35 protein-coding genes and 1 pseudogene are annotated in these 26,718 nt (G+C 70.0%); 14 read left to right on the forward strand and 22 right to left on the reverse strand.

Going from position 1 to position 26,718, the window contains the following annotated elements; translation table 11 throughout:
* Positions 1–47 precede the first annotated feature (47 nt).
* Genes ACFYMP_RS17985 through ACFYMP_RS17995 form a run of 3 tightly spaced genes read right to left on the reverse strand, consistent with a single transcriptional unit; the run spans position 48 to position 645 of the window.
* Complete coding sequence (locus tag ACFYMP_RS17985) at positions 48–281, reverse strand: hypothetical protein (protein ID WP_388857899.1); 234 nt, start codon at positions 279–281, stop codon at positions 48–50.
* Entirely contained in the window at positions 266–493 is a 228-nt protein-coding gene (locus ACFYMP_RS17990) for a hypothetical protein (protein WP_388857176.1), read from the reverse strand. Before ACFYMP_RS17990 ends, ACFYMP_RS17985 begins: the two co-directional genes overlap by 16 nt.
* Positions 490–645: a hypothetical protein gene (locus ACFYMP_RS17995; protein ID WP_388857902.1), complete on the reverse strand. Its 156-nt coding sequence runs from the start codon at positions 643–645 to the stop codon at positions 490–492. Before ACFYMP_RS17995 ends, ACFYMP_RS17990 begins: the two co-directional genes overlap by 4 nt.
* Positions 646–760: 115 nt before the next feature.
* Between ACFYMP_RS17995 and ACFYMP_RS18000 the strand changes: the two genes are divergently transcribed.
* Positions 761–1,297 (forward strand): flavoprotein, encoded by a 537-nt coding sequence (locus ACFYMP_RS18000; protein WP_388857905.1) that lies wholly within the window; start codon positions 761–763, stop codon positions 1,295–1,297.
* Between the two features lie 467 nt (positions 1,298–1,764).
* On the opposite strand, the pseudogene ACFYMP_RS18005 reads toward ACFYMP_RS18000, so the two are convergent.
* From ACFYMP_RS18005 to ACFYMP_RS18020, 4 genes and pseudogenes are all read right to left on the reverse strand, one after another.
* Positions 1,765–2,133: pseudogene (locus ACFYMP_RS18005) on the reverse strand (IS5 family transposase); the annotation flags it as partial.
* A 160-nt stretch (positions 2,134–2,293) separates the two neighbouring features.
* Positions 2,294–3,559, reverse strand: a complete 1,266-nt coding sequence (locus tag ACFYMP_RS18010; protein WP_388857908.1) for an ATP-grasp domain-containing protein — start codon at positions 3,557–3,559, stop codon at positions 2,294–2,296.
* Between the two features lie 54 nt (positions 3,560–3,613).
* Positions 3,614–3,874, reverse strand: a complete 261-nt coding sequence (locus tag ACFYMP_RS18015) for a hypothetical protein (RefSeq protein WP_388857911.1) — start codon at positions 3,872–3,874, stop codon at positions 3,614–3,616.
* Positions 3,864–4,334 (reverse strand): GntR family transcriptional regulator, encoded by a 471-nt coding sequence (locus ACFYMP_RS18020; protein WP_388858344.1) that lies wholly within the window; start codon positions 4,332–4,334, stop codon positions 3,864–3,866. The genes ACFYMP_RS18015 and ACFYMP_RS18020 overlap by 11 nt, the downstream gene beginning before the upstream one ends.
* Before the next feature lie 299 nt (positions 4,335–4,633).
* On the opposite strand from ACFYMP_RS18020, the gene ACFYMP_RS18025 reads away from it, so the two are divergent.
* The gene (locus ACFYMP_RS18025) at positions 4,634–5,668 is read left to right on the forward strand and encodes a hypothetical protein (RefSeq protein WP_388857914.1); all 1,035 of its coding nucleotides are present in this window, start codon (positions 4,634–4,636) and stop codon (positions 5,666–5,668) included.
* 9 nt (positions 5,669–5,677) lie between these two features.
* On the opposite strand, the gene ACFYMP_RS18030 is transcribed toward ACFYMP_RS18025, so the two are convergent.
* The gene (locus ACFYMP_RS18030) at positions 5,678–5,920 is read right to left on the reverse strand and encodes a hypothetical protein (RefSeq protein ID WP_388857917.1); all 243 of its coding nucleotides are present in this window, start codon (positions 5,918–5,920) and stop codon (positions 5,678–5,680) included.
* Here ACFYMP_RS18030 and ACFYMP_RS18035 point away from each other — a divergent pair, their 5' ends adjacent.
* Entirely contained in the window at positions 5,921–6,091 is a 171-nt protein-coding gene (locus tag ACFYMP_RS18035) for a hypothetical protein (RefSeq protein WP_388857920.1), read from the forward strand.
* A gap of 130 nt (positions 6,092–6,221) precedes the next feature.
* Positions 6,222–6,770 (forward strand): GNAT family N-acetyltransferase, encoded by a 549-nt coding sequence (locus ACFYMP_RS18040; RefSeq protein ID WP_388857923.1) that lies wholly within the window; start codon positions 6,222–6,224, stop codon positions 6,768–6,770.
* Between the two features lie 181 nt (positions 6,771–6,951).
* Here ACFYMP_RS18040 and ACFYMP_RS18045 read toward each other — a convergent pair whose 3' ends face one another.
* Both ACFYMP_RS18045 and ACFYMP_RS18050 read right to left on the reverse strand, forming a co-directional pair.
* Positions 6,952–7,338 (reverse strand): hypothetical protein, encoded by a 387-nt coding sequence (locus tag ACFYMP_RS18045; RefSeq protein WP_388857926.1) that lies wholly within the window; start codon positions 7,336–7,338, stop codon positions 6,952–6,954.
* On the reverse strand, positions 7,335–7,586 hold the full coding sequence (locus ACFYMP_RS18050) for a hypothetical protein (protein ID WP_388857929.1): 252 nt from the start codon (positions 7,584–7,586) through the stop codon (positions 7,335–7,337). Before ACFYMP_RS18050 ends, ACFYMP_RS18045 begins: the two co-directional genes overlap by 4 nt.
* 644 nt (positions 7,587–8,230) lie before the next feature.
* Here ACFYMP_RS18050 and ACFYMP_RS18055 point away from each other — a divergent pair.
* Positions 8,231–8,446: a hypothetical protein gene (locus ACFYMP_RS18055; protein ID WP_388857932.1), complete on the forward strand. Its 216-nt coding sequence runs from the start codon at positions 8,231–8,233 to the stop codon at positions 8,444–8,446.
* Between the two features lie 137 nt (positions 8,447–8,583).
* Here the strand turns inward: ACFYMP_RS18055 and ACFYMP_RS18060 are convergent, their stop codons facing one another.
* A complete protein-coding gene (locus ACFYMP_RS18060; RefSeq protein ID WP_388857935.1) occupies positions 8,584–8,757 on the reverse strand; it encodes a hypothetical protein in 174 nt (57 codons plus the stop codon).
* 27 nt (positions 8,758–8,784) lie between these two features.
* Here ACFYMP_RS18060 and ACFYMP_RS18065 point away from each other — a divergent pair, with 27 nt between their 5' ends.
* On the forward strand, positions 8,785–9,525 hold the full coding sequence (locus ACFYMP_RS18065; RefSeq protein ID WP_388857937.1) for an NUDIX domain-containing protein: 741 nt from the start codon (positions 8,785–8,787) through the stop codon (positions 9,523–9,525).
* A gap of 2 nt (positions 9,526–9,527) precedes the next feature.
* Here ACFYMP_RS18065 and ACFYMP_RS18070 read toward each other — a convergent pair whose 3' ends face one another.
* Complete coding sequence (locus tag ACFYMP_RS18070; RefSeq protein ID WP_388857940.1) at positions 9,528–10,901, reverse strand: hypothetical protein; 1,374 nt, start codon at positions 10,899–10,901, stop codon at positions 9,528–9,530.
* Positions 10,902–11,092: 191 nt separating this feature from the next.
* Here ACFYMP_RS18070 and ACFYMP_RS18075 point away from each other — a divergent pair, with 191 nt between their 5' ends.
* The 8 genes from ACFYMP_RS18075 to eis all read left to right on the forward strand — a co-directional run bounded on the left by ACFYMP_RS18075 (position 11,093) and on the right by eis (position 17,635).
* Positions 11,093–11,884, forward strand: a complete 792-nt coding sequence (locus ACFYMP_RS18075; RefSeq protein ID WP_388857943.1) for a 2-keto-4-pentenoate hydratase — start codon at positions 11,093–11,095, stop codon at positions 11,882–11,884.
* A 69-nt stretch (positions 11,885–11,953) separates the two neighbouring features.
* Positions 11,954–12,811: an acetaldehyde dehydrogenase (acetylating) gene (locus tag ACFYMP_RS18080; RefSeq protein ID WP_388857946.1), complete on the forward strand. Its 858-nt coding sequence runs from the start codon at positions 11,954–11,956 to the stop codon at positions 12,809–12,811.
* A 14-nt stretch (positions 12,812–12,825) separates the two neighbouring features.
* Entirely contained in the window at positions 12,826–13,851 is a 1,026-nt protein-coding gene (gene dmpG, locus ACFYMP_RS18085) for a 4-hydroxy-2-oxovalerate aldolase (protein ID WP_388857949.1), read from the forward strand.
* Positions 13,848–14,849: a beta-ketoacyl-ACP synthase III gene (locus ACFYMP_RS18090; RefSeq protein ID WP_388857952.1), complete on the forward strand. Its 1,002-nt coding sequence runs from the start codon at positions 13,848–13,850 to the stop codon at positions 14,847–14,849. Before dmpG ends, ACFYMP_RS18090 begins: the two co-directional genes overlap by 4 nt.
* Positions 14,846–15,076 (forward strand): acyl carrier protein, encoded by a 231-nt coding sequence (locus tag ACFYMP_RS18095; protein ID WP_365820353.1) that lies wholly within the window; start codon positions 14,846–14,848, stop codon positions 15,074–15,076. Before ACFYMP_RS18090 ends, ACFYMP_RS18095 begins: the two co-directional genes overlap by 4 nt.
* A 7-nt stretch (positions 15,077–15,083) precedes the next feature.
* Positions 15,084–15,929, forward strand: a complete 846-nt coding sequence (locus ACFYMP_RS18100) for an HpcH/HpaI aldolase/citrate lyase family protein (RefSeq protein ID WP_388857955.1) — start codon at positions 15,084–15,086, stop codon at positions 15,927–15,929.
* On the forward strand, positions 15,926–16,456 hold the full coding sequence (locus ACFYMP_RS18105) for a MaoC family dehydratase (protein WP_388857958.1): 531 nt from the start codon (positions 15,926–15,928) through the stop codon (positions 16,454–16,456). The genes ACFYMP_RS18100 and ACFYMP_RS18105 overlap by 4 nt, the downstream gene beginning before the upstream one ends.
* A 9-nt stretch (positions 16,457–16,465) precedes the next feature.
* Positions 16,466–17,635, forward strand: a complete 1,170-nt coding sequence (gene eis, locus ACFYMP_RS18110; RefSeq protein ID WP_388857961.1) for an enhanced intracellular survival protein Eis — start codon at positions 16,466–16,468, stop codon at positions 17,633–17,635.
* 344 nt (positions 17,636–17,979) lie between these two features.
* Here the strand turns inward: eis and ACFYMP_RS18115 are convergent, their stop codons facing one another.
* The 10 genes from ACFYMP_RS18115 to ACFYMP_RS18160 form a co-directional block, all read right to left on the reverse strand.
* The gene (locus ACFYMP_RS18115; protein WP_388857964.1) at positions 17,980–18,768 is read right to left on the reverse strand and encodes an SNF2-related protein; all 789 of its coding nucleotides are present in this window, start codon (positions 18,766–18,768) and stop codon (positions 17,980–17,982) included.
* 43 nt (positions 18,769–18,811) lie between these two features.
* Positions 18,812–20,002 carry an SNF2 helicase-associated domain-containing protein gene (locus ACFYMP_RS18120; RefSeq protein WP_388857967.1) on the reverse strand — a complete coding sequence of 397 codons (1,191 nt, stop codon included), beginning with the start codon at positions 20,000–20,002 and terminating at the stop codon, positions 18,812–18,814.
* Positions 20,003–20,459: 457 nt separating this feature from the next.
* Positions 20,460–20,894 (reverse strand): hypothetical protein, encoded by a 435-nt coding sequence (locus ACFYMP_RS18125; protein ID WP_388857970.1) that lies wholly within the window; start codon positions 20,892–20,894, stop codon positions 20,460–20,462.
* An 89-nt stretch (positions 20,895–20,983) separates the two neighbouring features.
* Positions 20,984–21,247, reverse strand: coding sequence for a hypothetical protein (locus ACFYMP_RS18130; RefSeq protein ID WP_388858347.1), 264 nt, complete (start codon positions 21,245–21,247; stop codon positions 20,984–20,986).
* Between the two features lie 74 nt (positions 21,248–21,321).
* On the reverse strand, positions 21,322–22,005 hold the full coding sequence (locus ACFYMP_RS18135) for a lysophospholipid acyltransferase family protein (protein ID WP_388857973.1): 684 nt from the start codon (positions 22,003–22,005) through the stop codon (positions 21,322–21,324).
* 78 nt (positions 22,006–22,083) lie between these two features.
* A complete protein-coding gene (locus ACFYMP_RS18140) occupies positions 22,084–22,368 on the reverse strand; it encodes a hypothetical protein (protein WP_388857976.1) in 285 nt (94 codons plus the stop codon).
* Positions 22,369–22,421: 53 nt separating this feature from the next.
* A complete protein-coding gene (locus ACFYMP_RS18145) occupies positions 22,422–23,009 on the reverse strand; it encodes a hypothetical protein (protein WP_388857979.1) in 588 nt (195 codons plus the stop codon).
* Positions 23,002–23,391: a hypothetical protein gene (locus ACFYMP_RS18150; protein ID WP_388857982.1), complete on the reverse strand. Its 390-nt coding sequence runs from the start codon at positions 23,389–23,391 to the stop codon at positions 23,002–23,004. Before ACFYMP_RS18150 ends, ACFYMP_RS18145 begins: the two co-directional genes overlap by 8 nt.
* Positions 23,375–25,240 carry a type IV secretory system conjugative DNA transfer family protein gene (locus ACFYMP_RS18155; RefSeq protein WP_388857985.1) on the reverse strand — a complete coding sequence of 622 codons (1,866 nt, stop codon included), beginning with the start codon at positions 25,238–25,240 and terminating at the stop codon, positions 23,375–23,377. Before ACFYMP_RS18155 ends, ACFYMP_RS18150 begins: the two co-directional genes overlap by 17 nt.
* A 115-nt stretch (positions 25,241–25,355) precedes the next feature.
* Entirely contained in the window at positions 25,356–26,714 is a 1,359-nt protein-coding gene (locus tag ACFYMP_RS18160) for an ATP/GTP-binding protein (RefSeq protein WP_388857988.1), read from the reverse strand.
* Positions 26,715–26,718 lie beyond the last annotated feature (4 nt).

Raw genomic sequence — 26,718 nt, forward strand, 5'->3', positions numbered from 1 at the left:
CGTCATCCGGCTCCGCACATGATTCGAGAAACAGCGCCTAGACGTCGCTACGGCGCGGGCCGAGCGGTGAGGCGTGCGGTCGATGTCTCGGCGTAGTCCCGGTGCCCGGTGGTGGCCGCGTGCCGCATCGCCCACGCGTCACCCTCGGACTGGCTCACCGGTCCGGAGTGCTCGTGACAGTCGAGGCAGCCCATCGCCCGCGTGGGCGGCACCGGCCGGCCCGCCTCGTCCGTGGCGGCCGCGATGGTCCACGCGACGCGGCGGATCAGACGTCGAGCCATGACGCGCCCCGCCGCGGCAGACTGTCCTTCACCGCGGCGATCTCCTCCCGCGAGGCCGGGGCCAGGTCCTGCTGACGGCAGACGGCACCCACGTGGACGAACCGGACATACACCTTGCCGTCCCCCAGATCCTTCGCGACGACACCCGTCCCCCAGGCCCACGCGGTATGCCGCACGTACCGGCCGACGGGCTCGACCAGGACGACCTTCATGACGCCTCCAGCGTGCAGATCTGATACGGACTGTCGAGGTGGCCCGGGAACCGGGGCGGCCGGTACCAGCACGGCACGCCCTCCCGGCCCAGCGCGGGCACGAGCAGGTCACCGGCCAGCAGCCGGCCGGGCAGAACCCGCTCGCACCCCACGGGAACAAGGACCCAACGGTACCGCGCAACGCCCGCGCGGAGCTTCAATCGCCCCTGACCTGCACCGGGTTGGGGGCGGTTGCATGTTCGAGCGCGTGCACGATGGGATGAACGGATGACGACTCTCTACTTGCTCGGCTCGGCCGCTCCGCCCGTGCTCGACATCGCGCCGGTCATCGAGGAGGCGCAGGGTGCGGGCTACGACGTGTGCCTCGGCCTGACCCCGGCAGCGGCCCGCTGGCTGGAGCCGCAGATGGCGGAACTGGAGCGGCTGACCGGGCACCCGGTGCGCTCGGAGTACAAGCACCCTGGCGCGGGGGACGCATGGCCGCGCGCAGACGTGGCGCTCTTCGCGCCCGCCACCTTCACCTCGATCAACGCCTGGGCGCTCGGGCTCACGAGCAGCTTCGTCGTGGGCTTCGCGGCGGAGGCGATCGGGAAGGGCATCCCTCTCGTTGCGATGCCGTGCGTGAACGCGGCCTACGCGCGGCATCACGCGCTCGACCGGAGCGTCGCCGAGCTGCGGGCGATGGGTGTGCGGGTGCTGTACGGCGAGGGCGGCTTCGTTCCGAACCCCTCCGGCGAGCGCCGCCCGTACCCGTGGCATCTCGCGCTCGGGGCGGTCCGCGAGGCGGCGCCCCCTCGGGCGTAGCCTGCGTGCATGGATCTCCCCGATGACCTGCTCCGAAGGGCAGCGCTCAGGCGCGTAGTTCCCACCCGGTGCTATCGACCCTGCGCAGAGTGCTGAACATCTTGGCGATGCGCGCCTAAGCCGCCCTGACCTCCTGCATTCGGGCGAACATGACGGCGAGGGACTGCCCGGGAAACTCATGCTCCTCGGCGACAGACCCGTTGTCCGTGACCCAGGTGCGGTGCGTGGGGCGGTCGGCGCGAGCGAGCTGCCGAAGTGCGCGATCGCGGGACGGGTAAGGGCGGTACGCCATGGCATCCTCCGTTGCATTCCGCCGCAGCGGAATGCACGGCGCTCAGGCACGGCGCCTCTCTTTCTGCGCGCGGATAACCATGCGGGTCCGCTGGATCAGGAGCGCGGCCACGAGCAGGAGCAGCCCCGCGCGGACGAAGCGGAGGATCGACCTGGCTGGTTCGTCCCCCGCTCGGCCTCCTTTTGAGGAACCGCGGCCGGGGCGCCTTTCTCGCGCCGGCGGCGTGCTGATGAGCCCGCACCACGGTGGAGTCCACCGACGCGTCCCAGTCGATCCGGCCGGCGGCATCCTCGGCGGCCTGCACCTTCGAAAGCAACATCTGCCACGTTCCATCCGCTGACCAGCGGCGATGACGCTTATAGACGGTCTCCCACGGCCCGAACCGCTCCGGCAGATCCCGCCACTGCACACCCGTGCGCACCCGGTACAGAACCCCGTTAATCACCCTGCGGTGATCACTCCAGCGACCTCCACGCGTGCCACCGGGCGGCAGAAACGACTCCAGCCGGTCCCACTCCGCATCCGTCAGATCTCCACGGCCCATACGTCCACCCGTAGCCCCGCTTCGCCGCAGCGTTCGTCAGTTCCTCAACGTAGCGGGTGGTCACGTTCATGAGGTCATGTTCTCCCGGGACGGACCGCAACGTGCCGAGTTGGCCTGCACTCAAGGTCGCCCGCCGCTCCATGATGCTGCTCCACGCGGCTCACGGCATGGTCTTGCCGCCGGCCACCGCCATGTCGCCGGTGTGCAGTCCCTCCCGTTCCCACTGCCTGAGCAGGGCGTAGTCGCGGCTCACCTGTTCCGTCGATTCCGCAGCGAGGTAGAGGAATCCAGGAGTACTGAGGAGGTCGGTGGTGGGCTGGAGCGGTTCTCCGTGGTCGACGGCGGGGCAGACCGCGACGGCGCTGGGCAGCGCAGCGGCGCGACTCATCGCAGCCTGGTCGGCTTGGCCAGTCCTGTGGTTGATGAACTTGACGTTGCGCAAGGTTCCGGACCAGATGAAGTGGCTATCCTCGAAGTCGTCGAAGACCTGCGGAGTAGCCAGGGCGGCGGCGGCCAGGGCGGTTTGGGACATGCCGCAGTGGCGCTCGACCACGGCGGGCGCCGTCGCGCCGCCGAGCCGGGCACCCGTCTCGATCAGGACGGGACCGTGCCGGGTGAGCATGACTTCGGTGTGGGCCGGGGTGTTGCGGATGCCGAGGGCGTCAAGGACGGCGAAGGTGAAGTCACGTAGGAGGCGGGCCTCGGCAGTGTGCGCCAGCACGGGCTCCTCGAAGTCGTAGATGGGGCCGCCGCCGGGGCGGGCCCGTTTGGTGTAGCGCCAGGTCTCGGCCACTTTGTGTCGGCCATCGAGGGAGACGGTGTTGATGTAGAACTCGGTGCCCATGAGGCGTTCCTGTACGAGGACGGCCGTGTTCTGGCGGCCGAAGATGCTCCTGCTGTGCAGCACGGCCTTCGTCGCGTCCCGGACATCGGTGGCCGTGCGGCAGAAGCGCACCCCGTCCGAGCCGGCGGAGTCGACGGGCTTGACGACGGCTTCCCGGAGCCCGGAGGCGCTGAACCAGCGAGCAGCGGCAACGGTGGACGTGGCGAGATGAGTGCGCGGAGTCGCCAGTCCGGCGGCGCCGACCGCGCCGCCCATGAGGTTCTTGTCGCGGCGCGCCGCTCGCTGATCTGGGGTGTTGGTGGGAAGACCCAGGGCGTGGGAGAGGGTCTCGGCGAGAGTCACTCCGGACTCAGTCCCGGCCACGACGCGCGTGGTTCCGCCGCGCTTGAGCAGGTTCGCCAGGTCCGCAAAGTCCGGGATGAAGCCGTAATCACGGGTGTAGTGACTCGGGTCGAAAGTGCGGCGTAGGAAGTCGTGTACGACGGGCTGGCTCTGGATGTGAGAGCAGGGCACACCCAGGTGGTGAAGACGTGCCGCCAGGGCAGCTCCGGTCGAATAACCGTCGACGAGGGCGATGGACATGTTGTTCCTTACGGGTTGGGGCCGAGTAGCACTGCCCGGGGATGCCGGGTTGTCCTATGTGCTGGGCAGCGTGAAACGGCTGTGGGCGAGGTGGGAAGACGGGGCGTCGCGGCCCTGTTGCAGCAGGCGAGTCGGTTCGGCGTCGGGGGAGCCTCTGCGCTGGGAGAGGAACCAAGCCTCGTCCAGGAGCAGCAGGAGTGGTCGCGCCCTGACGATCCTCTCTGGCAAGGCCAGTACGCTGGCCACGGCTTCCCCGTAGATGGCGTAGCCCCCGCCCTGGCCCAGGCCGCGGCCGTCCGGCTCGCTACCGGGCATGGCCGGTACCTCGACCTAAGAACAGATGCCCGCGCGTCAGCACGCGGTGCGCTCCACGCCGCACCGCGCCAGAGACGCCACGCAAAGCCGAGCGGCGCCGCGCGTTCCTGGCGGAGGCCGGCGCCTCGTCCACCGGGGCGGTCGACGCCTGTGCGGTGGCGAGCTGCTCCAGCCGCCCCTCAAGGGCATGCAGCCGATGAAGGAGCTGAGCGAGGTCGCCTTGCTCGGCCCTCGGGTCCTCCTCGGCCACGACCAGGGCCGTGCTGTGGGTATCACGCCGCACCTGTCCCTGCCGTTCGAGGGCGCGCATCGCGGAGTGGACCACGGTCTCGGACACCCGGTAGTGCCCGGCGAAGCTCACCCGGGTCGGTAGCCGCGATCCTCGCGCGAACTCTTCGGAGGCGATCCTGTCGCCGATCGCGCCAGCGACCTGTAGGCACGCCGGGATCCCCCTAACCATGATCACATGAACCCTCCTGTCGATCGCGCGGCCGCATCAGCGCCCGCGCCCGGCACACGCCCCCCTGCACCCAGGCGGGAGCAGGACAGCGGCTCACTGTCTATCGCGCCCTGCTGCTGCTATCGGGCCGCCCAGCGCAGGTGTGCCGCGCCGATGGACGACGAGTTCGATCCGCGTTCCGCCACATGGGACCGGGCGACGCGATCCGATCCTCAAAGCGGGAATCGCCGCAGACCAGCGGGCACTGTCAGTGGGCTCCGGCATTCTGTGACGATAGAGCGTGGAAGAGGAGCGATCGAATGCCGGACAAGGAATTCACCATCGCGGTGCCCGCGGCCGACGACGGCGCCGTCAGGCCCTGGCGGAAGCTGCTGCGCGGCTTGGACGAGTCCAAGCACGGCGCACTCAGTTGCCTGGGGGACTGGCTCGAGGCGGGCGCCTCCTTCGAACTCCCGATTGGCGCAGTGATCGTCCTGTGCGACCCGTTGCCCGGCGGGGACAAGAAGCGGGTGCGGATCTGGCGTGTGAAGACCGACGGCACCATCAAGGAGGAGCGCGACTCCACCCTCGGCTCCACCAACGCCTTCGGGACCTCGATACGCGGCACCATGCGCCGCCTGCTGGACAAGCACCCTCCCAGACCTGGAACCGTCCGCCAGCTCACCTCCGCGGCGCCGCGCGTCAACGAACGCGCGGACACCTGCGGTGTGTGCCGTCAGCCGGTCGCCGCCCGCGCCGGGATCCTCGAACGCAACCACCGCGGCTACAGCGAAGCCCGCCACCAGCCAGGTCAGTGCCCGCCTCCGGCACCGATCAAGAACGACTACGCGCAGGGGTGCGGCAAGTGCGGCGGCTGGCTGGAGAAGGGCGAAGGCGTCCTCTACGAGGCCGCCCCCGGCTTGTCCGGCGGGAAGGCACTGCTCAAGGCCCGCCATCCACAGGAGTGCCCTCCACCCGACCAGCGCACGGCACCGCCGCCCCGGGCCAACATGCGCGAGCAGGACTGCATCCTGTGCGGAAACCTCGTCGCAGCGGGCAACGGACTCCTGGTCCGGCGGGCCTCCGGCACCCGCAGGGCGAGTGTCTGCCGAAGGAGGAACTGTGGGAGATCGGACGCGGTGAGCCGGGCCCGTTCCACGCCCGGCCCGAGCGCTGGGTCCCCGCGGGAACCGTGCTGCGCAGCACCCTCTACGACCACGCTCAGCCCTTCCCCACCGACGCGCCGGGCTTCCGTCGGGTACGCGAGGGGGAGGTGTCCGCGATCGTCACCACGGTGCGCGAGCGCCGCCCGCAGTACTGCCGCGACGAGGACGGCGACCAGCCCGCTGACCTGATCGGCGAGTTTAGCGACCAGATGGCACTTCCGCATCCTGGTCCGCCCGGCCACCATCGAGGAGACGGCCGACCTCCTGGCCACCGAGGACAAACAGCAGCGCCAGGCCGGGCTGGCCGCGCGACGCCGCCGGCTCTTCGAGCTGTGCAACGACGGCGAGATCCCCGAGGTACCCGACCTGTCCGGCGCCGTTCAGGTCAATTTCGGCGCGCAGCGCTCTCTGTACCAGCACTGGCCCGATGACGAACTGCACGTGGACGAGCAGACCGGTGCCGCCTGGTTCTTACGCTACAACGACGGCGACAACTGGTCGGCCAGCAACCTCGGTTCGTTCATCGCCCGCCGGGTGCCCCTGACCGAGGAGCGCTCCCAACTGCTGGCTGACCTGCGCGCCGAGTATCCGCAGGGCGACGACCAGACATGAGCGAAGCCGGCCGACGAGACGAAGCCCGCCCAAGCCGCCTGCCCGGACGCTGACCGGTTGCCGGAGGCACACCCACAAGAAGTGGCGGCCCGCCCAGTGCGGCCAGCACCATCACAACCCGAGGACTCCCATGGGACGCCCGAAGAAGAACAAGCCCCGCCGACCTGCCTCCGGCACCGTCACCGTCCGGGACGCCCTCCAGGCGGACATCCCCGGCATCTGCGCCGCGATGCCCTACGCATACGGGCTCATGGGCGGTGCTCCGTGGCAGGATCCGGACTACGTCACAGCCGGTTTGGCAAGCTGCGCGAAGGGCCTGTCCGGCCGCGAGGAGCTGAAAGTGGCCCTGCTCGGCTCGACCGTCGTGGGCTCCTCCTTCAGTCGCCTCGCCCTCGCTCCCGATATGGCCACGGCACATACCGAAATCGGACTCATCCACGGCATCGCGGTCCGGCCCGAAATCCGCCGTCAGGGCGCCGCCACCGCGCTGCTCACCGCATGCAAGGAGGACCTGGGCCGCGCAGGGGCGCGCGTCATGATCGCGGAAGTCCGCCCTGATGCGGTCGCCTTCTTCGGTGCTCACGGATACGCGGCCGCCGCCGGACCGGCACTCCACGTCCCCACCTCGGCCGGAACGCACATTCGCCCGCAGAGCACCTACAGCACGACCCTGATGTAGAAGAGCAGCTCCGGCGCCGAAGTGACACCGGCGCGATCCGAACAGGGCACACTTCTGGCGGGTGTTGAAGGCAGACGCCGATCCCGCTTGCCGATTTGGTCCGACGCCGCGCCGAACGGCTGGGGGTAGCGTCCACCGGTCGGCATCGGATCGCGGGCACCGGCGGTGAACCTCCGTGCAGTTACCGCGCGCCCGTGGTCGGTCCAGCTGACTCCGCGACCGCGGCGGCGACCATGGTGTAGTCGGCCAGACGGGGAAGAGAAAGCTCTCCTCGGTCGGCCCTCGCCCGGACCAGGGGCAGTGCGTTCAGGGTAGCGGCCAGTGTGTCCAGGAGAGCGCCGAGAATCCGCGGGCGAGCTTCGTCGAACGCCTTCGCCATGTCCGCGACGGGCCGGGGGCCCTCGATCCGCCGCAGCTCCACCACAATCGTGCGCCCGAGGAGGTCTGCGGGCAGTTCGTCGGGAGTGACGGACCCACTGGCGATGACACAGCGCTGCCGTCGCTCGAAAGGCTCTTCCGCCGCAGTCTCCGTGTACAGCCCGCGTTCCGCCCGAACATACCCGGTCACTCCCGACACATCGCGTCCGTCAGCCAGTCGGGGACATGGGCCACCTCGTCGATCGCGATCACCCTCGATCGGTCCGCCATGGCATCCCACTCGTCGTTGTCCATGGGGCAGGTCCGTGGCACCGCGCGGTGGTCAAGCAGGGACGCGAGCATGCGAGCCGTGAGCGACTTCCCACTGCCCTGTTCCCCGGTGAGCAGCAGCACAGGCTGAGCGATGTTCGGAATCAGCTCGGCGACCGCCCACGTCACCAGCTGCTCCCAGTTCTCTGCCGAGACGTTGAGAAGTTCTCGCAGTTCCCGAAGTGATCCGCCTTCGGCGGGCCCCTGGGAGTCATCCCCGCAGGACGGCTCCAGCAGCTCCTGGCCCTGAAGGGGCCCGTCGTACCGCCAGCCGTCGCGGGTGACAGTGACGGTCCGTCCGCCGCCCTAGTCGACGGCCAGGCCATCCTCAGGCTGCTTGCCCAGAAAGGTCACTCCCAGGGGGCGCGAGGAGATCGTAACTGCCGCAGTCTGGTCGCTCACGGGCGCTCACCCTCAAGTAGACCGGGGCCGCCTCTCGGACCCCTGTGCTCGGTAAACGACCGCGGGGAACGCTGGTGACGTCGCCACGGCGCCCAGATGCGAAGGCCTGTGGCACGTGGGCCACTGCCCGCCGTGCTGGCAGCCTCAGCCCCGCTCCGGGACCGGCCACAGGATCATCCGGGACCGGTCATCGGAGGCGCTGTTCCGTCCCGCGCAACCGGAACGACACCGCTCGCCCTCTTGCTCCCGCCAGACGGGACAGGACTCCTCATCAGCGCAAACGCCCTGCCGAGACCGCCCACACTTCCGGTGACGGACAGGACAACGTTGCCCGACGGCTCCCTGCGTCGGACCAGAACGGAAAGCCTCCCTTGATTCACCACACCTTGGAAGCCGTCCACGCCGAGATGCAGGAGCGACTGCGCAGAGCCGAGGAACAGCGTCGAGCCGGAGCTGCGGCCGCGGAGCACCGCCGCCGACGCCGTGCCCGGCGCGCGGCGCGACCCAGCCGTCTGCACCGCGCGGTCCGGGTCCTGCGCCGGCTGGCGGTCGAAGGCTCTCGCCGCCTCGACAGCACGAAGACCTGACCAAGCGACGACGTGCACCCGGGCGTCGAGCGACCCCACCGCCCACCCTTACCCGACCCGGTCAGCACTACGGGAGCGCCCACCAGAACGCAGCCCGCCTGGCGGGACGACGCCCGCAGTGCCAGCGGCGTGCCGCCTCAGCCGTGAAGGATGACACGAAACTGCATCATCAGCGGCGGACGACCGCCGCGCCCGATCCTACGGAGACAGCCATTTCCACCATGCGCAAGACCCTCGCTGTCGCCGCCGCCGACGACCGGCAGCCAGCCGGGCGCCCATAGTTTCATGTAATCGCCCGAGTTGGCGGTCATGCCTGGAGCGGGTTCTACGATGGGCTGGTGACCGAAACGCTGCCCCCCGTGGGCATTGACCTCTTCGATGTCGAACGGCTCCTGCTGACCGAAGTTGCGGAACCGAGGCTGCCGTCCCATGACGCTGAGGCCCGGGACCGGGTGTGGGAGAGGGCGGTGCGGGCCAACCCCGCTCTCTTCGACGGGCCTGTGGTGGCGTGTGGGGGACTGGAGCGGAGCGGACCGCGCATCCTGCGCCTGTTCTGGGTGCGTGTGACCTACCGGCACTACGCGCTGCGTCGTGTTCCCGGCGCCACCGCGCTGCCCTCGCTGTTCGTGAACGTCGTTCAGCCGACCGTTGACGGCCGTGTGCTGGCGGCGAGGATGTCGCCCGCTACGGCTGCCCCGGGCCGCTGGCAGCTGCCGGGGGGATCTGTGGAGCCGCCCGAGGACGGGGCGGTGCTGGACGAGTCGGCGCTGGCCGGCCAGGCCGCGCGGGAGCTTGCCGAGGAGTTGGGGATCAGCGCGGCTGCGGAGGAGCTGAGGCTGTGGGTCGTCACCCGTGGCGAGAACGGTAGTGTCGGCCTGACCTACCTCGCCCCGGCTCTTCCCGAGGCGACGTTGCGTGCGGACTTCACCGCCGTATCGGCAGCCGAGCGTGTTCAGGGCCGTGTACCTGAACTCGACGACATCGCCCTGGTGCGTTCACCGGACGAACTGGCTGCTCTGACGGGGCCGCACGCGGACTATCTGGAACCGGTCGTATGCCGCTTCGCCGGGTGCCGCTGAGGTCAGGCCCCGGCGAGGAAGTCGCGTCCCCGTTCGTCAAGGTCGGCCACGCACCGCAGGCCACGGGCCCGGAAGCGTGCGAGGTCGCCGCGCATACGGGAGACCGCCTTGCGGGTGCGGACGGATCGGACTCCGTCCATGTGGTCGATGGCTCGGTGCCAGGTGGCGCACGCCTGCTCGATGCTGCCGCGCTTGAGGTGCATCTCCGCGCCCGCGACCAGGTCCAGGGCGACGATCCGCGCGTAGGTGTCTGCGGGGCGGGCCGTGGCGGCCAGCGCGTACTGTTCGGCGGCGGCCCGGTGGTCTCCTACGGTCTCGTGGACCTTGGCGGTGCGGGAGTACACCGACGCGGCCGGCGGGCCCCAGGTCAGCGCCCAGAACGGCACCTCGTCGCCGGGGGCACCGGTCAGCAGGGTGCGGGCGTGTTCGGCCTCGGCCAGGGCCGCGCGGCGCTTGCCGCTTTTGGCCAGAGTGTGGGCGTGAACGACGCGGAAGAGCGCTTCGGTCTGGGCGTCCACTCGTCCCTTGGCCCGGTTCAGTCCGGTCTCGGCCAGGCCCAGGCAGTGCTCGGGGCGATGGAGCTTGAGGCCCTGCATGGCCAACGTGCGCATCACGAATCCGTCGTTCCCGCGCAGGCCGGATTCGGCGGCCAGAGCGTAGGACTGGAGGTAGTAGCGCTGGGCGAGTCCCTGCTGACCTGCGTCGTAGCTCTTCCAGCCCAGCAGGTGGACTCCTCGGCCGGCGGCGGACAGCATCTGCTGGCGGACTTCGTCGGTACGGAACCGGGCCCGGCACAGCGGGGCGACGTCGTCGCGGAGGTAGGTGATCAGGGCGCTGCGGCCGTGTTGTCCGCCGTGGCGTTCGTCCATCTCGGAGAACGCGTGGATCATGTCACGGACGGCGGCGACTTCGGCCATGCCGACGGTGTAGCCGGTGCGGGCGGCCGCGGTGCGGGCGGCGATGTCCTGGACGTGGCTGAGGGGTAACGCGGCGGAGGCCGCAGAGTAGGCGGAGGCCGTCAGAAAGCGGCGGCGGGCCAACTCGTACCTCCACATCGGCAGCAGAGCGTCCAGCGGGTCGCCCTCCAGGGACAGTCCGATGATCTCATTCTCGGCTTCTGCTGGGGAGGGCAGGCCGAGGTCGGCGGTGGTCAGGAGGCGGCCCAGGCGCCGGGAGAGCGCGACCGCGAGGTAGCGGGGTGTGTCGCCTCGGGGCACGGATCCGCCGAGCCAGTGCTCGATGTTGGACTTGTTCGTGCGTAAGTCCGCGCCGCACTCGGCGGCGACCGCGCGGACCGCCTTGGCCAGCGCCTCGTAGGTGAGGCCGGATTCGGCGACAAGGGCGCTGAGCTGGGCGTTCGGCGTGCGCGTGGTCATGAGTACCTGCCCCGTATATACGCGATATACCGCTTGGCCTGTCCATCACCGTACCGCTGCGGTGAGCCCCCGGGTTGACTGTTCATCAGCCCCGAGCCCGGCGGCCGGCATCTCAGCGCCGCGCCGGATCTGCTCCCGTGCCCACGTCTGCGAACCGTAGGTGATGCCCCATGTCCCGAGGAGGAATCGTTATGGAAGAGCCGGATGACCGCTGGATCGCCGCTACGGCGTCGGCTCTGCTGACGGCGGAGTACGAGCGAGTGCCGATCGACGCGCTGACCGTCCGGAGTCCGGGGCTGTCTTTGGAGACCGCCTACCGGGTGCAGGGGGCGGCGGTGGCCCGGCGGATCTCGGGCGGTGCCCGCGTCGTAGGCCACAAGGCCGGGGTGACCTCTCGGGCCATGCAGGAACAGATGGGCGTCGACGAGTCGGACTCGGGGGTCCTGCTGAACGACATGGTGATGCCTACCGGCAGCACCATGGCCCGATCCGTGCTGATGCAGCCGCGGGTGGAGGCGGAGATCGCTTTCCGGCTCGGCCGTGACCTGGCGGGCGAGAGCGTGAGTGTGGACGAGGCACGGGCGGCGGTGGAGAAGGTGTTCCTCGCCCTGGAGGTAATCGACACCCGGTTCACCAGCTGGCGCATCACGGTCGCGGACAGCATCGCCGACAACGCGTCCTGCGCCCGGGTGGTCACCGGGCCCATGGTGCCGCTCGGCGCGGACATGGACCTGGCCGCCGAACCGCTGGTCGTCAGCGTCGACGGCAGCGCGGTGGCCACCGGAGAGGGCCGCGCCGTCCTCGGCGACCCGCTTCGTGCCCTGACCTGGCTCGCCGGACGGCTGCACCGCGCCGGCGGCGGACTGCGCGCCGGGCAGCTGGTTCTGGCCGGGGCCGTGCACGCCAGCCTCCCGCTAAAGGCCCGGAGCACGGTGCGCGCCCGCTCGCCGCATCTTCCGCCGGTCGAACTGCGCGTGCGTTGACCCGCAAAACCCCGCTGCCCGCGCCTCTCACTCATGCACCACCCCTCCCCTCGAATGAAGGAGCGGCCGATGGCTGCTGATGAACAGGGTCTGCGTGTCGCGGTACTCGGCGCGGGCCTGATCGGCGTCGACCTCACCGACAAGATCCACCAGTCGCAGAAGCTGGAACTGGCCCTGGTGGCAGGGCGCGACCGGGACAGCCTGGGGCTGCGACGGGCGGCCGCGATGGGCCACTCGACCACGGCCGGCGGAATCCGCGCCGTGGTGGATGCCGGGCCCTTCGATGTGGTCTTCGACGCCACCAACGCCGACAGCCACGCCGGACACTGGGCGGCGCTGCGTCCGACCGGCACCACCCTGATCGACCTGACCCCCACGGAGCTTGGCACGGTCATCGTCCCGGGGGTCAACAGCCACCGGTCGGCGGCCCACCGGCACGTGAACCTCGTCAGCTGCGGCGGGCAGGCGGCCATTCCGGTCCTGTACGCGATCTCCGGGCACTGCACCCCGACTTACATCGAGGCGGTCTCCACGGGGGCGAGCGCGAGCGCTGGCCGGGCCACCCGCCTGAACCTCGACCAGTACATCGCCACCACCTCCGCCGCGATCCGGACCTTCACCGGCACCCGGGACGTCAAGGTGATGGTCAACCTCAGCCCGGCCCGGCCCGCCCCGCCGTTCCGGGTGGCCATGACCGTCCTCGCGGACAGCATCCGTGCCGCACCGGTCCGCACGAGCATCGCGGCCGCCGCCCAGGCCGTGCGCGCCTACACGCCCGGGTTCAAGGTGACCTCACTCGCCGTGGAACCGGGCCGGATCTCGGTCGCGGTGCAGGTGACCGCCAGGGGCGGCCGCCTGCCCCCTCACGCCGGAAGCGTCGACATCATCAACGCCGCCGCCGTTCTGCTCGCCGAGCAGTCCCGATGAAGGGAACCCCACCCGTGAACACGCACCCGCACGAGCGGCCCCGGATCCTCCTGCACGACCCGACCCTGCGCGACGGCCACCACGCCGTCGGCCACCAGCTCGACGCCGACCAGCTCCGCGCCTACGCCATCGCCGCGAACGCCGCCGCCGTGCCAGTGGTCGAGGTTGGCCACGGCAACGGCCTGGGCGCCTCCAGCCTCCAGATCGGCCGCTCCAAGCTCGACGACGCCACGATGCTCACCACCGTCCGCGAAGCCCTCACCTCGTCGCGGATGGGCGTCTTCATGGCCCCCGGCTGGGGTACCTCCGAGGACCTGGAGGCCTCCGTCCACCACGGCGCCGACATCGTACGGATCGCCGCGCACTGCACCGAGGCCGATGTCACCGAACGTCACCTTGGTGTCGTCCGCGACCTCGGAGCCGAAGCCCAGGGCGTCCTGCTCATGAGCCACATGACCGGCCCCGGCGAACTCGCCGAACAGTGCGCACTGATGGTGAACTTCGGCGCTCAGGCCGTCGGCATCATGGACTCCGCCGGGCATTACCTCCCGTCCGACGTCACCGAGCGCGTGCACGCCATCGCCGACGCTGTCGACGTGCCGGTCATCTTCCACGGCCACAACAACCTGGGCCTGGCCGTGGCGAACAGCCTTGCCGCCGTGGACGCCGGGGCGACCGTCATCGACGCGACCGCCCGCGGGTTCGGCGCCGGGGCCGGCAACACCCAGCTCGAAGTCCTCGTGGCCGTCCTGGAGCGCTGCGGCGCCGAGACCGGGATCGGCCTGCGCGAGGTCCTGGCCGCCGCCGACATCGCCGCCGACCGTCTGATGAAGGCCCCGCCGACCATCGACTCGATCGCCGTGGCCAGCGGAATCGCCGGGGTGTTCTCCGGCTTCAGGCGGCCCGTCCTTCAGACCGCGCGAGCGGAGGGCGTCGACCCCATCGACCTGTTCCTCGCCCTCGGTGAACGTCAGGTTGTCGCCGGGCAGGAAGACCTGATCGGCGATGTCGCCCGGCGGCTCAAGGCGGCCGCCCGATGACCGCCGCATCCGTCGCTGCCAGACGAGCGGCCGTGATCTGCGCAGTCGGTGCGGCGCTGCCCCCGAACATCGTCTCGAACGCCGACCTGACCGCACGTCTGGAGACCACGGACGAGTGGATCCGCTCGCGGACCGGCATCACCCAACGACACGTTGCCGGGGCGGACCTGTCCACGACCGACCTCGCTGTAGGGGCCGGCGCCCAAGCCCTCGCCGACGGCGAACCGGCCACAGCGGAGGCACTGGTGGTGGCCACGACCACCCCGGACCGCTGCTGTCCGGCCACCGCCCCCGCCGTTGCCACCCGGCTCGGCCTGACCGGCATCCCCGCCTACGACCTCGCGGCAGGCTGCACCGGGTTCCTCTACGCCCTCGCCACCGCGGCCGGGCTGATCGCTGCCGGCGCCGTACGGACCGTCCTGGTCATCGGTGCCGACCGCCTCGCCGCCCTTCCCGACCCCGAGGACCGCACGACCGTCCCCCTGTTCGGCGATGGCGCCGGGGCCGTGGTGCTGCGCCACGGCAGCGCGGACGAGGCCGGGACGCTCGGGCCGGTGGTGCTGGGTAGCGACGGCACCGGCACCGGCCTGATCCGGGCTTCCCACCCCGGCACCCTACACATGGACGGAGGTGAGGTCTTCCGCCATGCGGTCGACCGCATGTCCACTGCCGCCCGCCAGGCCGCCACCGCCGCCGGGTGGGAACTCGGCGACGTCGACCGCCTGGTCCCGCACCAGGCCAACAGCCGCATCACCGCCTTTGTCGCAGGCAGGCTCGGCGTCCCCGAAGACCGCCAACTCGGCAATATCGCCGAGACCGGCAACACCGGCGCCGCGTCCATCCCTCTGCTCCTGGCCCGCTCCGCCGCAGACGGCCGTCTCAAGCCCGGCCACCGCACCCTGCTCACCGCGTTCGGCGCCGGACTGACCTGGGGCGCCACCACCCTCACCTGGCCCAGCCTCTCCCCGCAGCCACCCACCCAAAGGAGCCGGACATGACCGGTGACCTCATCCGCATCCTGACCGACGACCTCAAGCTGCCCGCCGACCGGCTCACCGACGACGCCAGCCTCGACCACGCCGGATTCGACTCCCTCGCCGTCGTCGAACTGTCCGTACTGCTCACCGACCGCTACGGCATCGACATCAGCGACAGCGACATCAAGAACGCCGCCACCCTCGGTCGGCTCGACCTCCTCATCACCACCAAGCGCAACGGAAGGTGACCGCCCCATGACCAGCAGTAGCCGTCGGTCCGGACGGGCCTGGATCATCACCCCCGGCCTGCACGAAGACCGCTTCGCCACCGCGCGGAAGTCCGGCGCCGCGGTCGCCGTCGTCGACATCGAGGACTCCGTCGCCCTCCCCGACAAGCAGACCGCCCGCACCGCCTCCGAAGCGTTCTTCGCTCACCCCGACCCGCCGTGCACCCTCGGCATCCGGATAAACAGCCTCACGACGCTCGACGGCATCAAAGACCTCGCCGCCCTCGCCGCCTACACCGCCAGGCCCGACCTCATCGTGGTCCCCAAGGTGGAATCCCCCCGCGACATCGAACTCGTCGCCACCGTACTCGACGCCGACGGCTACACCCCCGACATCTGGGCGCTGATCGAAAGCCCCCGGGCCTTCGACACTCTCCCCGCGATCATGCGCGCACCCCGGCTCGGCGGCGTCCTCTTCGGCTCCGCCGACTACGCCGCCTCCGTCCGCTGCGGCCTGGGCTGGGACACCCTCCACTACGCCCGCTCGGCCCTCATCAACGCCGCCACCGCCGCGAATATCCCCGCCATCGACGCCCCCACCTGGGAACTCGACGACCCTGGCATCCTGCGCCGTGACGCCGAACGAGCCAAGGAAATCGGCTTCTACGGCAAGGGTTGCGTCCACCCCCGCCACGTACAGGTGATCAACGAGGTCTTCACCCCGAGCACCGAGGAGATCGCACAGGCCCGCGCCATCGTCGCGGCCGCCAACGCCAGCGGCGGAACGGTGACCACCGTCGACGGGCAGATGCGCGGCACCCCCTTCTTCAACCGGGCCCGCGCGCTCGTCGCCGACACGGACCGTACGTCATGAGCACCGGCCTGCCCCACAGCTACCGACAGATCAGCGAGGACCGGATCCGCGAGAGCGTCGGCCTCACCTACCCCGAACTCACCCCCGGCCTGATCATCGAACACCGGCCAGGCCGGACCGTCACCGAACTCGACAACCTCCTCGGCGCAGCCCTGAGCGGCAACGTCGCCCCCATCCACACCGATGCCCACTACAGCAGCCAGACCCGGTGGGGCCGCATCCTGGTCTGCTCCGGTGTCACCCTCAACCTCGTGGCCGGCATGACCGTCCGCAGCATCAGCGGCATGACCACCGCCAACCTCGCCGTCGACCGCGTGCGCTTCACCACGCCCGTCCACATCGGCGACACCCTGTACGCCGAGACGAAGATCCTCACCCGCCGAGCCTCCGAGAGCCGACCCGACACCGGGGTCATCACCTGCCACACCACCGCACACAACCAGGACAACACCAGCGTCCTGGCCTTCACCCGCACCTTCCTCGTGCCACTGAACGCGGACGCCGCTCGCGACGCCACCTACTACTGAGGGCAAACCATGAATCAGCAGTTGACCTTCGCCCCGGCCGACGACGGCCTGTGGGAGCAGTACAACCAGCTCGCCACCCGCGCCTACGGCCACCCGGTCGGTGACATCACCCACCTGCGCGAGCACGCCGACCTCCAGGTCGCCGTCCGCGGCGGCCGGGTCGTCGCCGGCGGCCTCGGCCTCCTCGTCGATCAGTTCTTCGGCGGTGCTCCTGTCGCCAGCGCCTGCCTCGGCGACGGCTGCGTGGCCCCCGAGGAGCGCGGCGAGCACCTGGCCGCCGACATGGCCACCGAACGATTGCGCCCCCTGATCGATCGCGGAGCGGTGATCTCCACGGTAGTGACCTCCTCCACCGGCTACGCCCGCCGCCTCGGATGGGAGGCCCCCACCGGCGTCCTCGCCTGGGCGGTGGCCACCGACGACCTCAAACGCTCCTTCACCACCGCGGACTTCGAAGTCGAGCACGGGCTCACCGACGAAGCCGAAGCTCTCCAACGCGACCTCGCCCGACAGTGGAACGGCCCCGTCCACCGCCCCACCTGGTGGCCCCAGTGGAAGCACGACAAGAGCAACCTCACCACCTACCGCTTCGCCCGGCCCGGCCACCCCGTCACCGGCCTGCTCAGCCTCACCACCAAACGGCACGAGCGCCACGGCATGAGCCTGGTCGTCCATGACTTCTGGGCCGCCGGTCAGCCCACCGCCGCCGCCATGCTCGCCTTCCTCGGCCACCACAACACCCGCGCCCGCACCATCGAGTTCCGGCGCGGCGCCCTCCCGCCCTACCCCACCCTTCTCCACGGACTCCGCCACCACCGCACAACCGCCGAAGCCTGGCACCCCTGGATGCTCCGCATCCTCAACACCTCCGAGGCCATCCGGTTCCGCGGGTGGCCCACCGACCTCACCACCGCCGTACCGATCGAGATCGAGAACGAGACCGGCGCCTGTGCCCGGTGGATGCTTCAGTTCAGTGACGGAGCAGCCGAGATCATCCCCACCCACGTCGAGGGACAGGTGACCTTCACACAGCGACAGCTCGCGGTCTGGTACGCCGGCGGCTACCGGTCCACCACCTCGGCCCGCATGGCCGGAGTCCACACCACATCGGACAAAGCCCTCACCACCCTCGTCCGCAGCACGACACAGTTCGAGCCCTGGCTGCCGGACCACTTCTGACAGCGGCGGGAGTCTCCCCGTTCTCACCTGCCCGAGTGTCGGCAAACGATCGTCTGCCGACACTCGGTGGCATGGTCACGAACCCGCAGGTGGGCAGTGTCGGCAACTCGCGTCGGAAATCAACGTCGGCGAACGGTCGTTGGGGTAGTTTCCGACAATGCTTCTCGGATACGCCCGCACCTCGACGGCCGAACAGAACCCCGACCATTACTAGTAGGGCGCACTTCTGCGCAACGGCGTCGACCGCGACAACATCCACGTCGACGTCGCCAGCGGCGCGAAAGCCTCCCGCCCCAAACTCGACCTCGTCATGCAGCTGATGCGCCAGGGCGACACACTGAAGGTCACCCGGCTCGAGCCGAACAGCTGGGACTGACCGAGCTGGGCGACGACCGGCTCGCCGACCTCGTCGCGCTACGGAGGCACTGATGGCCTTGTTCCGTACCTACGGCGAGCTCTACGGCACCGTCTACATGCACCATCTGACCACCACCACCGCTGGTGACGATCGCCGTGTCCGCGAGGCATGGTTCGGGGGCGATGCCCGGGTCGGTCTTCTTTCGGCGCAGCACCAGCGGGGAGATCAGCGCGGCGAGGCGGGCAGCGGCCGCCGTGTCGCGGCCGGCCTCGATCGGGCGGGCGAAGCGTTCCCGGAACGCGGACCACGTGCCGAGCAGGCCGTTGGTCGCCCAGTCCAGCAGTGCCCACAGGTCGGCGAGCGAGTTCTCCATGGGGGTGCCGGTCAGCGCGACCCGGCTCCGGCTGGGGATCTTGCGCAGCGCACTGGCGGTGCCTGACAGGTGGTTCTTGACGGCTTGGGCCTCATCGGCCGCCACGAGTGACCACGAGGTCCCGGTGAGCCGGTCGGTCGAGCGGCGCAAGGTGGCGTAGGTGGTCAGGACGACCGCATCCGCGGGCAGGAGATCGAGGGTGCGTGCCGGTCCGTGGAAGCGGCGGACCGGCACGGTGGGGGCGGAGCGCGCGATCTCCCTCTCCCAGGCGCCGAGCATGGTGGCTGGGCAGACCACCAATGTCGGTTCGGCGGTGGCCGCAGCCTCCTGGTTCAGCAGGTGCAGTGCGATCAGCGTGACCGTCTTGCCCAGCCCCATGTCGTGCCAGGAACCCCCCGCCAACCGGGCCGCAGGTCAGGTGGTGGAGCCAGGCGAGCCCGCGCCGTTAGTAGTGGCGAAGGTCCGCCTTGAGCGCGGCAGGAACCAGTACGTCGGTGTGCGCGGCGCGGGTCAACGCGGTGCACAGGTCGGCCAGCCAGCCGGTGGGATGGACCGCGACGCGTTCCTCGCCGATCTGCGCGCTGCCAGCCAGCGCCCACACCAGAGCCTCGCTGGCGGAGACCTGCCCGAGCCCGCGGTCGCGGACACGCCGCAGCAGGGCCGCATCGACCCGCACCCAGCGGTCCCGCAAGCGCACGAACGGCCGGTGCCCCTCCGCAAGGACGTCCATCTCGGCGTCCGTCAGCTCCTGGTCGCCGACACTGGCCCGCCACTGGAAGTCCAGCAACTGGTCCGCCCCCAGCAGGCGTATGGGTGCGACAGCCGCAGGACGCGGCGCGATGACGGTGCGGCCGGTCACGGCGCGAATCAGGTCGCGGGGCCAGTGAACGGCGCAGTCCACCCGGGCCAGGCGCGCCACCGCGTCGCCGAGCAGTTCATCGATCTCGGGCTCGTCCAGGGCCAGCGCCCCGGGACGGCTGGGATCCTCGAGCAGGCGGGCGAGCGGCGGCCAGGCACGGGCGGCACGACGCAGGGCGAGCAGGGACTCCATCTGCCGGGTGACGTCCGGTGTTCCGGGCGCGGGCACGGCACGCCACAGGGATTCGGCGTCCGCGACTCGGTGCTCGCCGAAGGTGTCATGAACCTGGAGGACCGCGCGGACACCGGTGTCGGTGTCCGCGGCGTCCAGCTCCAGGCGGAGCGACAGCCGCACGCCCAGCAGGGGTTGGCCAGCCAATTGGGGATTGGCCAAGCGCAGTTGCGGCACATGCTGGGCTGCGCGGTCAGCGAACGCGGCACGGCCGGTTGCCAATGCGGCGCCGGGGGAGCGGGGTAGGAAGTCGGCCACCGCGTCACAGAACGCGGACAGCAGATGGCCGGGGTCACACATGGACGGCCCGGAAGCCAGGGAGGAGTGCGCGGTCGCGTGTGCGTGAGCTTCTGGCGGCATGGCCGCGAGCAGCGCGTCGAGATAGTCCTGCCACGGACCGGGGTCGGTAGTCCTCCACGCGTCGTACCCGCGCGCGGTCAGCGACGGCTCCAGCCGGCCGTCGGCCACCAGCCGCAGCGCCAGCAGGGCTGCGGCTCCCCAGAACTGGCATGCCTCATGACCGTGGTCATGGGTGCGGCAGTGCACCAGCAGGGGCCAGGCGTCCTCCAGCCCGAGGGTGTACTACGGGACGGTCCCCGTTCTGGCGTTACCCCGGACCAGCGGACGATCATGGTGGTGCCCTCGCCCAGGCGCGCTTCGGAGGGCACGGTCAGCTGGTCGGCCGGGCCCATGCCGGCGGCCGGATGCCAGAAGATGAAGCGGCCCTCCCGCGGCGGATCTCCCGGCATGAAGATCGCCGGGTAGTCCGTGAGCGTGTATCGACCCAACTGCCCGGCCTTTCTCCCATGTCGCGTCACCAGGGCTCATACCCAGCCTGGCAGCACCCACCAACGCCTCCGCACTCCCTACGGCGAATGCACCCGAACGAGTGAAGGTCCGGAAGGGAACTGCGGGTTGCGGAGCCGGACACCGAGGAAGGTTCACGCCGCGTTGCCTACGACGGGAGGACAGGGCCGCCGGGGGTGGAGTTCCCTGCTCGGCCTCACTGCGCCGCTGGCCTGCCGCTCATCTCAGCAGGTTGGACCACCAACTCCGTTGCCTCCGTGCGGACGTCGCCCATGAGCGTCACGATCCGTGGGCCGAGGCGATGAGCGATCTGGTGCACGCGGCGTTCGTATGTCCACTCCGCCGTGGTCATGGACGGCACCTCGGATCCCCTCTGCACCGGCGCGGCGCCATCGAAGCGAACGCAGGCCGGGCATCGCTCGTCAGGTCCGGGATCCGCCTCGTGGACGTCGATCTGGTGCTCGCACCAGTTGACCAGGGCGGCCAGCATCGCGGCGTAGGCGGCACGAACGTCGTGGTCGCGCCCGGCTCGTCCGGCAGCGTCATAGCGCGCCTGTGCGCGCTCGTACGCAGCTCCCATGACAAGGCCCAGTGGGCAGCACCACAAGGGCTCGGGCTGGTGGACAACCATCCTTCGATACTACTGAGTGCCGGATGCACTGTCCGGGCTTTCGGCTCCCTTCCCTGGTGAGGCGAGGCCGGAGAAGCCAGAACGGCGAGTTACTCCGGCGGCTGACCGGAGATACCCACGTACCAGTCGTCAGCCTCCGTCATCCCGTCCATGCTCGGGTAGTAGGGCTTGACGACATCATCGGCGTCCTTGAAGTACACCGTGGTGCAGAGCGGATACTGCTCCCCGGAGGGCGCGGTGACCGTATTCCGGGCAGCCACCCACACGAACTTGCCGGGCTGGGTCCACTTCATGCGGGCGAAGGTCAACGTCGGATCGGCCGTTCCCCGCCGCAGCAGGTCCGACCAGCTCATGTACTCCACTTCGAGAGCGTATGGTGCGGACTCTGCTGCTGAAAAGGGGAGTTGACAGCGAGCGCTGCCGCGGGCTACGACTTCGCACCCGTGTCCTGCGCAGCGAGGCCGGCCGCCTCCCCGAGGCGGCCGGCCGCTGTACGCCACGCGGCAGTTGCCGCGGTCCGTGCCCTGGGCAGGCACCCCTCCAGGTGGCCGGCCAGATCCACCGGAGCTCCGACGTGGACGTGTAGGCCTGGGCGGCGCAACGGCGCGGTGGCCAACCCGGCGAACTGCTTCACTGCACCGCCCGAGGAGATCCGGCGCGCCCCCGCCTGACCGACCGGCACGAGGGGGGCGCCGGTGCGATCAGCCAATCGAGCCACGCCACTACGGAAGGATCCGGGAGCCGCCTCGGCAGCGTCCCGCCGGCGGGGCAGGCCCCCCTCAGCGTAGATGAGCACCGAGCGCCCCTGCTCCAGAGTCTGCGCGGCGAGGTCGAGGGCGGCTGCCGCCTGGCGGTCGCCCCGCACGACGGGAATGTGTCCCTCGTGCGCGAGGACCCGCCCGAGCACCGGGATACGCCACGGGCCAGCGGCCGCCATCACGGCAGGGTGGGCGCCGAGCCGGTGCAACGCGGCAAGCACGATCGCCGGGTCCGCCAACGACGTGCGATTCGCCACGAACAGGCTGCCGGGTGTAATCGTGAAGCCGGGATCGGTGGTCACCGACAACCGGCCGACGCTCGGCACCAGGACGTCGGCGATGCGGCTGAGCATAAGGGTTCTCCCCGTACGTTGGTGATGATCTCCATGGTCAGCGGTTGGCGCCGTCGCGGCATGAGCTGTCCTACTCATCTACGCCGCTGGACGAGCCAGCCGGACGGGGTGGCTGGTGGCGATCGTCTCCAGCAGTGTGCGGACACGGCTGGAGTTCATGGTCACCCAGTTGCTCATCTGCTCGGTGGTGACCGTGCTCCCGCCGGGCAGTTCCAAGGCGGCGGGTGTCCCCGCCACGGCGGCCGCACTCTCCAGGTGGCTCAGGGCGGCGACAAGTTCGGTGACCAGTGGGGACTCGACCGTGCTGATCCGGAGCACGTGATCGCATCCGTGGACGGGCAGTACAGCGTGTGACGCGGTCATGGGAAGTCCTCCTTCGTTGGCGCACGCAGCTGTTCGCGGCGCGCGAGACGTGGCTAAGCGGCCTTGGGGTTGGCCGGCCCACTGCCGGCGACTCCGGGCGGCCCCGCCTCGATGATCTTCTTGCGGTAGGCGGGGTCGGTGCCCCAGACGGTGCGCGACTTGGTCTGGTGGTAGCCGTTGGTGCACTCACCGAGCCAGGTGCGGCCGATCCGTTCGATGCCGCGTGACCAGGCGTCGTGCCACAGGTATGGGCCGGCCGCCGCGTCCTCTTCGTTGCCGAAGGCCGACTCCCAGCCGGTCCACAAAGCGGTCAGCTCGGCCACCACGGCGCCGTGCTCCCACCAGCAGGCATGCGGCAGCTGCTCGGTGGTCAGCTCGTAGGTGTCCGCCATGCGGATCACCCATGCGGTGAACTCGCCCCACAGTTCGGCCCGCTGCTCTTCCTCGACCTTGTGCCACACGACGGGCGCCCCGCGGGCGCGGGCGCTGTCACTGCCGCCTTCCTCGCTGGAGGCGCCTCGCTTCGCCGCACCCCGCACTGCTCCGGAGTCCTCAAGCCGGGCCAGGCGTGCGGCGAATCCCGTGAGTTCGCCGTTGATGGACTCCAGCGCAGCAAAGAGCGGGCCAAGAGGATCAGGCACCCGACACCGCCCTTCGGACCCGGCTCCGCACCGCGCGCACGCTGGCGGTGACGGATGAAGAGAAGACCCTTCGCGGGAACGGGCACTGGAGCCGGGGCGGGTAGGCGGTGTCTTCGAGTCGGGCCAGGCGGGCGGCGAAGTCGGTCAGCTCGCTGTTGATGGACTCCAGCGCGTCGAAGAGCGGACCCAGCGGGTCGGCGCCCCGGCAGGCAGGGGGCGCGGGCGCCACGGAAACAGCCTCCTCCAGCAGCCTCAGGCGGTTGGCCCGCTCACGTTGCTCGTTGTTGAGGGACTCCAGGTGGGCGACGCGTCGTGCGAGTCTGGACACCCTCCCGCCCAGGGACTGCAGGACGACCAGGAACCACTCAGTGGCTGGCGGCATGGCTGTTCACCTTCTTCAGTGCTTCCTTGGTGGCTTCGCTGATCTCCTTGGCGCGCGGGCCTTCGTGGATCCGCTCGAACTTCACCCGAGTGACAGGCGTTCGCCGGTGCACGACCAGCCCTTCGCGTTCCTTGATCTGCCGGATGTCCCCGGGCTCGAGCACGGCCCGGCGCCGGGTGGAGATGCTGATGGAGGCGCGGTCTCCATCGTCGCTGACGGACTCGGTGTCCTCTTCGAACTCGCCGGCGAGCTGGGAGTACGTCTTGAGCTCCTGCTCGTCCGAGACACCACCCAAGATCACCTTGATGGTGGCGGCCGCGAACATCTTGCGTACCCCCAGCTCCCCCCACCGCTCGTGCGCCTGGGCGAGGTTCTGCAACACGGCGACCATGAAGATGTTCTGCGAGCCGGAGACCGACATCAGGCTCGGGATCTGCGGCAACGGAGCGACGTTGGCCAACTCGTCTCCGAGCAGAGCGAACGGCGGGTCGAGGCGGCCGTTGGGCATCCGGGCCGCGATCACCTTGGCGGTGTCGAGAATGGCCCGCGAGAATGCCGCCAGGATCGGCGCGAGCGAGCTGCCCTCGTCCTCCTCGCCGATCAGGAAGACGGTGCCGCCCTCGGTGAGCCACTTCGCGATGGAGAAGTTCTTCTCGTCGCGGGCTGACTTGCCGAAGATGGCGGCGACCTTCTGATCGTAGAGGGCGAGGATGGACTGCTCGGCGGTTCGCCAGCTCGCCGACCGCTCCTCGGGCGCCGCAGCATGCTGGGCGGCCAGGGCCCGCGCGAGGTTCTCCTGGCCGTGGGCGGCCAGGATGTCCACCGGCTGCCGCTCCGTGGGAGCGGTGGCCCAGCGCAGGATGTCCATGCCGCTCAGCCCGTCGAGGGCGGCCGCGTGCAGCCAGCACGTCATGAGCATCTGGGCGTTCATGACAAAGTATCCGCCATTTTTTGTACCTTCGTCGGATTTTGCGGTGCCGGTGAGGGTCTCGGCGCGCTTGCGGGCGACGGTGAAGTCCTCGCAGCCGTCCGTGACGGCCCACTGCAGTTGCAGCGGCCAGTTGGACAGGCCTGTCGGGTCGAGCACCATGACCGGCCCGTACTTTTCGCGGCTCTTGGCCGTGGCGTACAGGACGTCGGTCTTGGAGGAGGTGGCGAGCACACTGCCGGGAAAATCCAGGATCCACGGCATAATCAGCTGACTCGTCTTGCCCTCTCGGGGAGGGGCGACGATCAGGACGGTTTCCTCGAACGGGATGTACAGCTTCACGCCGGTCGGGATCGCGGTGCCGCAGAACACGGCAACTTCGCTCACCGGCACGTCGGTCACCCGCGGGGGTACCGCGGTGCGCCACGGCAGCGCCTTGGATGGAGCGGCTGCCTTGTCGAGGGAAGGCTTCGGGGTGGCCAGGCTCGGGCGCAGTGCCCCGAGCCGGGACAGGGCTTTGGCTTCACCCATGGCCTCCTGCAACTGGGCGCTCGTGGCCAGTCCGTCAGTGCCCTCGTCCCTTGTCGTACGCCAGCGCCGCCACCCGGCGCGGGCTCCCCAGCAGGTGCCGGCTGCCGCCGCGAGGAAGGGAGGGTAGAAGGCGAGCGGCCCACCCACCCCTGCCCCGGCCGGGTAGGCGTTCTCAGGGTGAAGCAGGTCGGTCACCAGGGCAGGGATGGCGGATGCCGTCTCGTTCCATGAGACCATGGCGGGCGAGGCGTGGGCGAGGAAGCCGGAGAGGACTGCGGCCACCCAGGTCCAGAGGGTGAGCGCAACTGCGGCGATGCACAGGGCGATCCACCACGCGTCCTTGTAGACGTGCAGGCGGTTGCCCGAGTGCGGGGTGACGACCTTGGCCACTACCGAGCACCCCCACCGGCGGGTATCGAGTCGTGGTTGGCCTGCCGGCCGTCGATGAGCGCCGCGCCGACGCGGATGCCGAGGGACACGCGGGCGGTGATGTTCAAGGAGGTCATCAGGCTGCGCTCTTTCGCATCGAGATGAGCGGTGCCTCGGGCGCCTGGGTCCCGGAACGGGCTTCCGTCATCTTGCGGTTCGTGTTGGTGAGATCGGACTCGGTGGCGCTCCGGATGTGTTCGACCAGATGCATCCGGTTGCCGACCTGCCATACGGCACGTCCCGGCGAGCAGCGGCTGGCGCCATCGACCAGGGCTTCGCGTGCCCAGTCGGCCAGTTGCAGGTAGTCGGCCGTGATGTCGGCCTCGGCCTTGTCCATGTGGTAAAGCACCCTGGTTGCGGTCAGCTTCAAGATCGCCGCGGCCTCGGGTGCTTCGTCGACCATCAGGTCGCCGAGGTGATGCAGAATCGCCCAGAACGACAGGCCGAGCCGGCGCCCGTAGCGGACGAACTCCTCGAAAAGCCTGGCCACGGGGCGGTGGGAGAGGATGTGCCAGGCCTCTTCGACGATCAGCGTGCGCTTGATGCTGTCGCCGGGCTTGATCCATGCGTAGCGAAGCCACGGGCCGATCACGCTCATCAGCAGCGGCATGGCCTCGCCTTCACGCGGCAACCGCGTGAGGTCGAAGACGATCAGCCGGGCATCCAGATCGATCCCGGGTGTGGTGGGACCGTTGAACAGCCCCGCGAGATCTCGCTTGGGGCTGCACAGCTGGTCCATCGCCAGGCTGGCCGGCTGGCCCCAGTCGATCATGTCCTCGACGCCGACCTGGCGCCGGCCGAGCATGGCCGGCTCCGGGTTGGTCAGCGCATCGTGGATGTCGGACAGAACCGCGACCCGTTCCTCGGCGGCCGCGCGGACCAGCGCGGCCGCGTGGGCGACCGAAAGGGAGAACTCGCTCTCACTGGTCAGCGGGCCGCCGATGATCTCCACCATTGAGCAGAGGATCTTGAACTGGTACTGCGAGGGAATCCGGGGATCCAGCGGGTTCAGCCGTACCCCTTCGCCGTCCTCGCCGCCGTAGACCAACCGGATCGGTGTGACGCCGAGGGCGCGGGCGATGCTGTCCCACTCGCCGACGCCGTCCTCGCCCTGGGCGTCCAGGATGCAGAAGCTGCGGTCGCGGAAGCGCAACTGCCGCAGCACGTAGCACTTTTCGAGGCTGGACTTGCCGAAGCCGGACTTGCCCAGGACGAGGGCGTGACCGCTGGGGAGACGCTCGCGGGCACTGGGGTCATAGAGGATGAACGGGTCGTAGATGTAGGCCTTGCCGGAGTAGATCTCCCGCCCGATGATCACGCCCCGGGGATCCGAGGACGGGGCGCCGACCGCGGGGTAGAGCCCGGATGCGGTGGCGGTGGTGGTGCGCAGGGCCCGCCGTCTGGTCTGGGACTGGCGGCGTACGAGTTCGAGCATGGCG

The sequence above is a fragment of the Streptomyces sp. NPDC007088 genome, from assembly GCF_042869355.1.
Classification (GTDB): domain Bacteria; phylum Actinomycetota; class Actinomycetes; order Streptomycetales; family Streptomycetaceae; genus Streptomyces.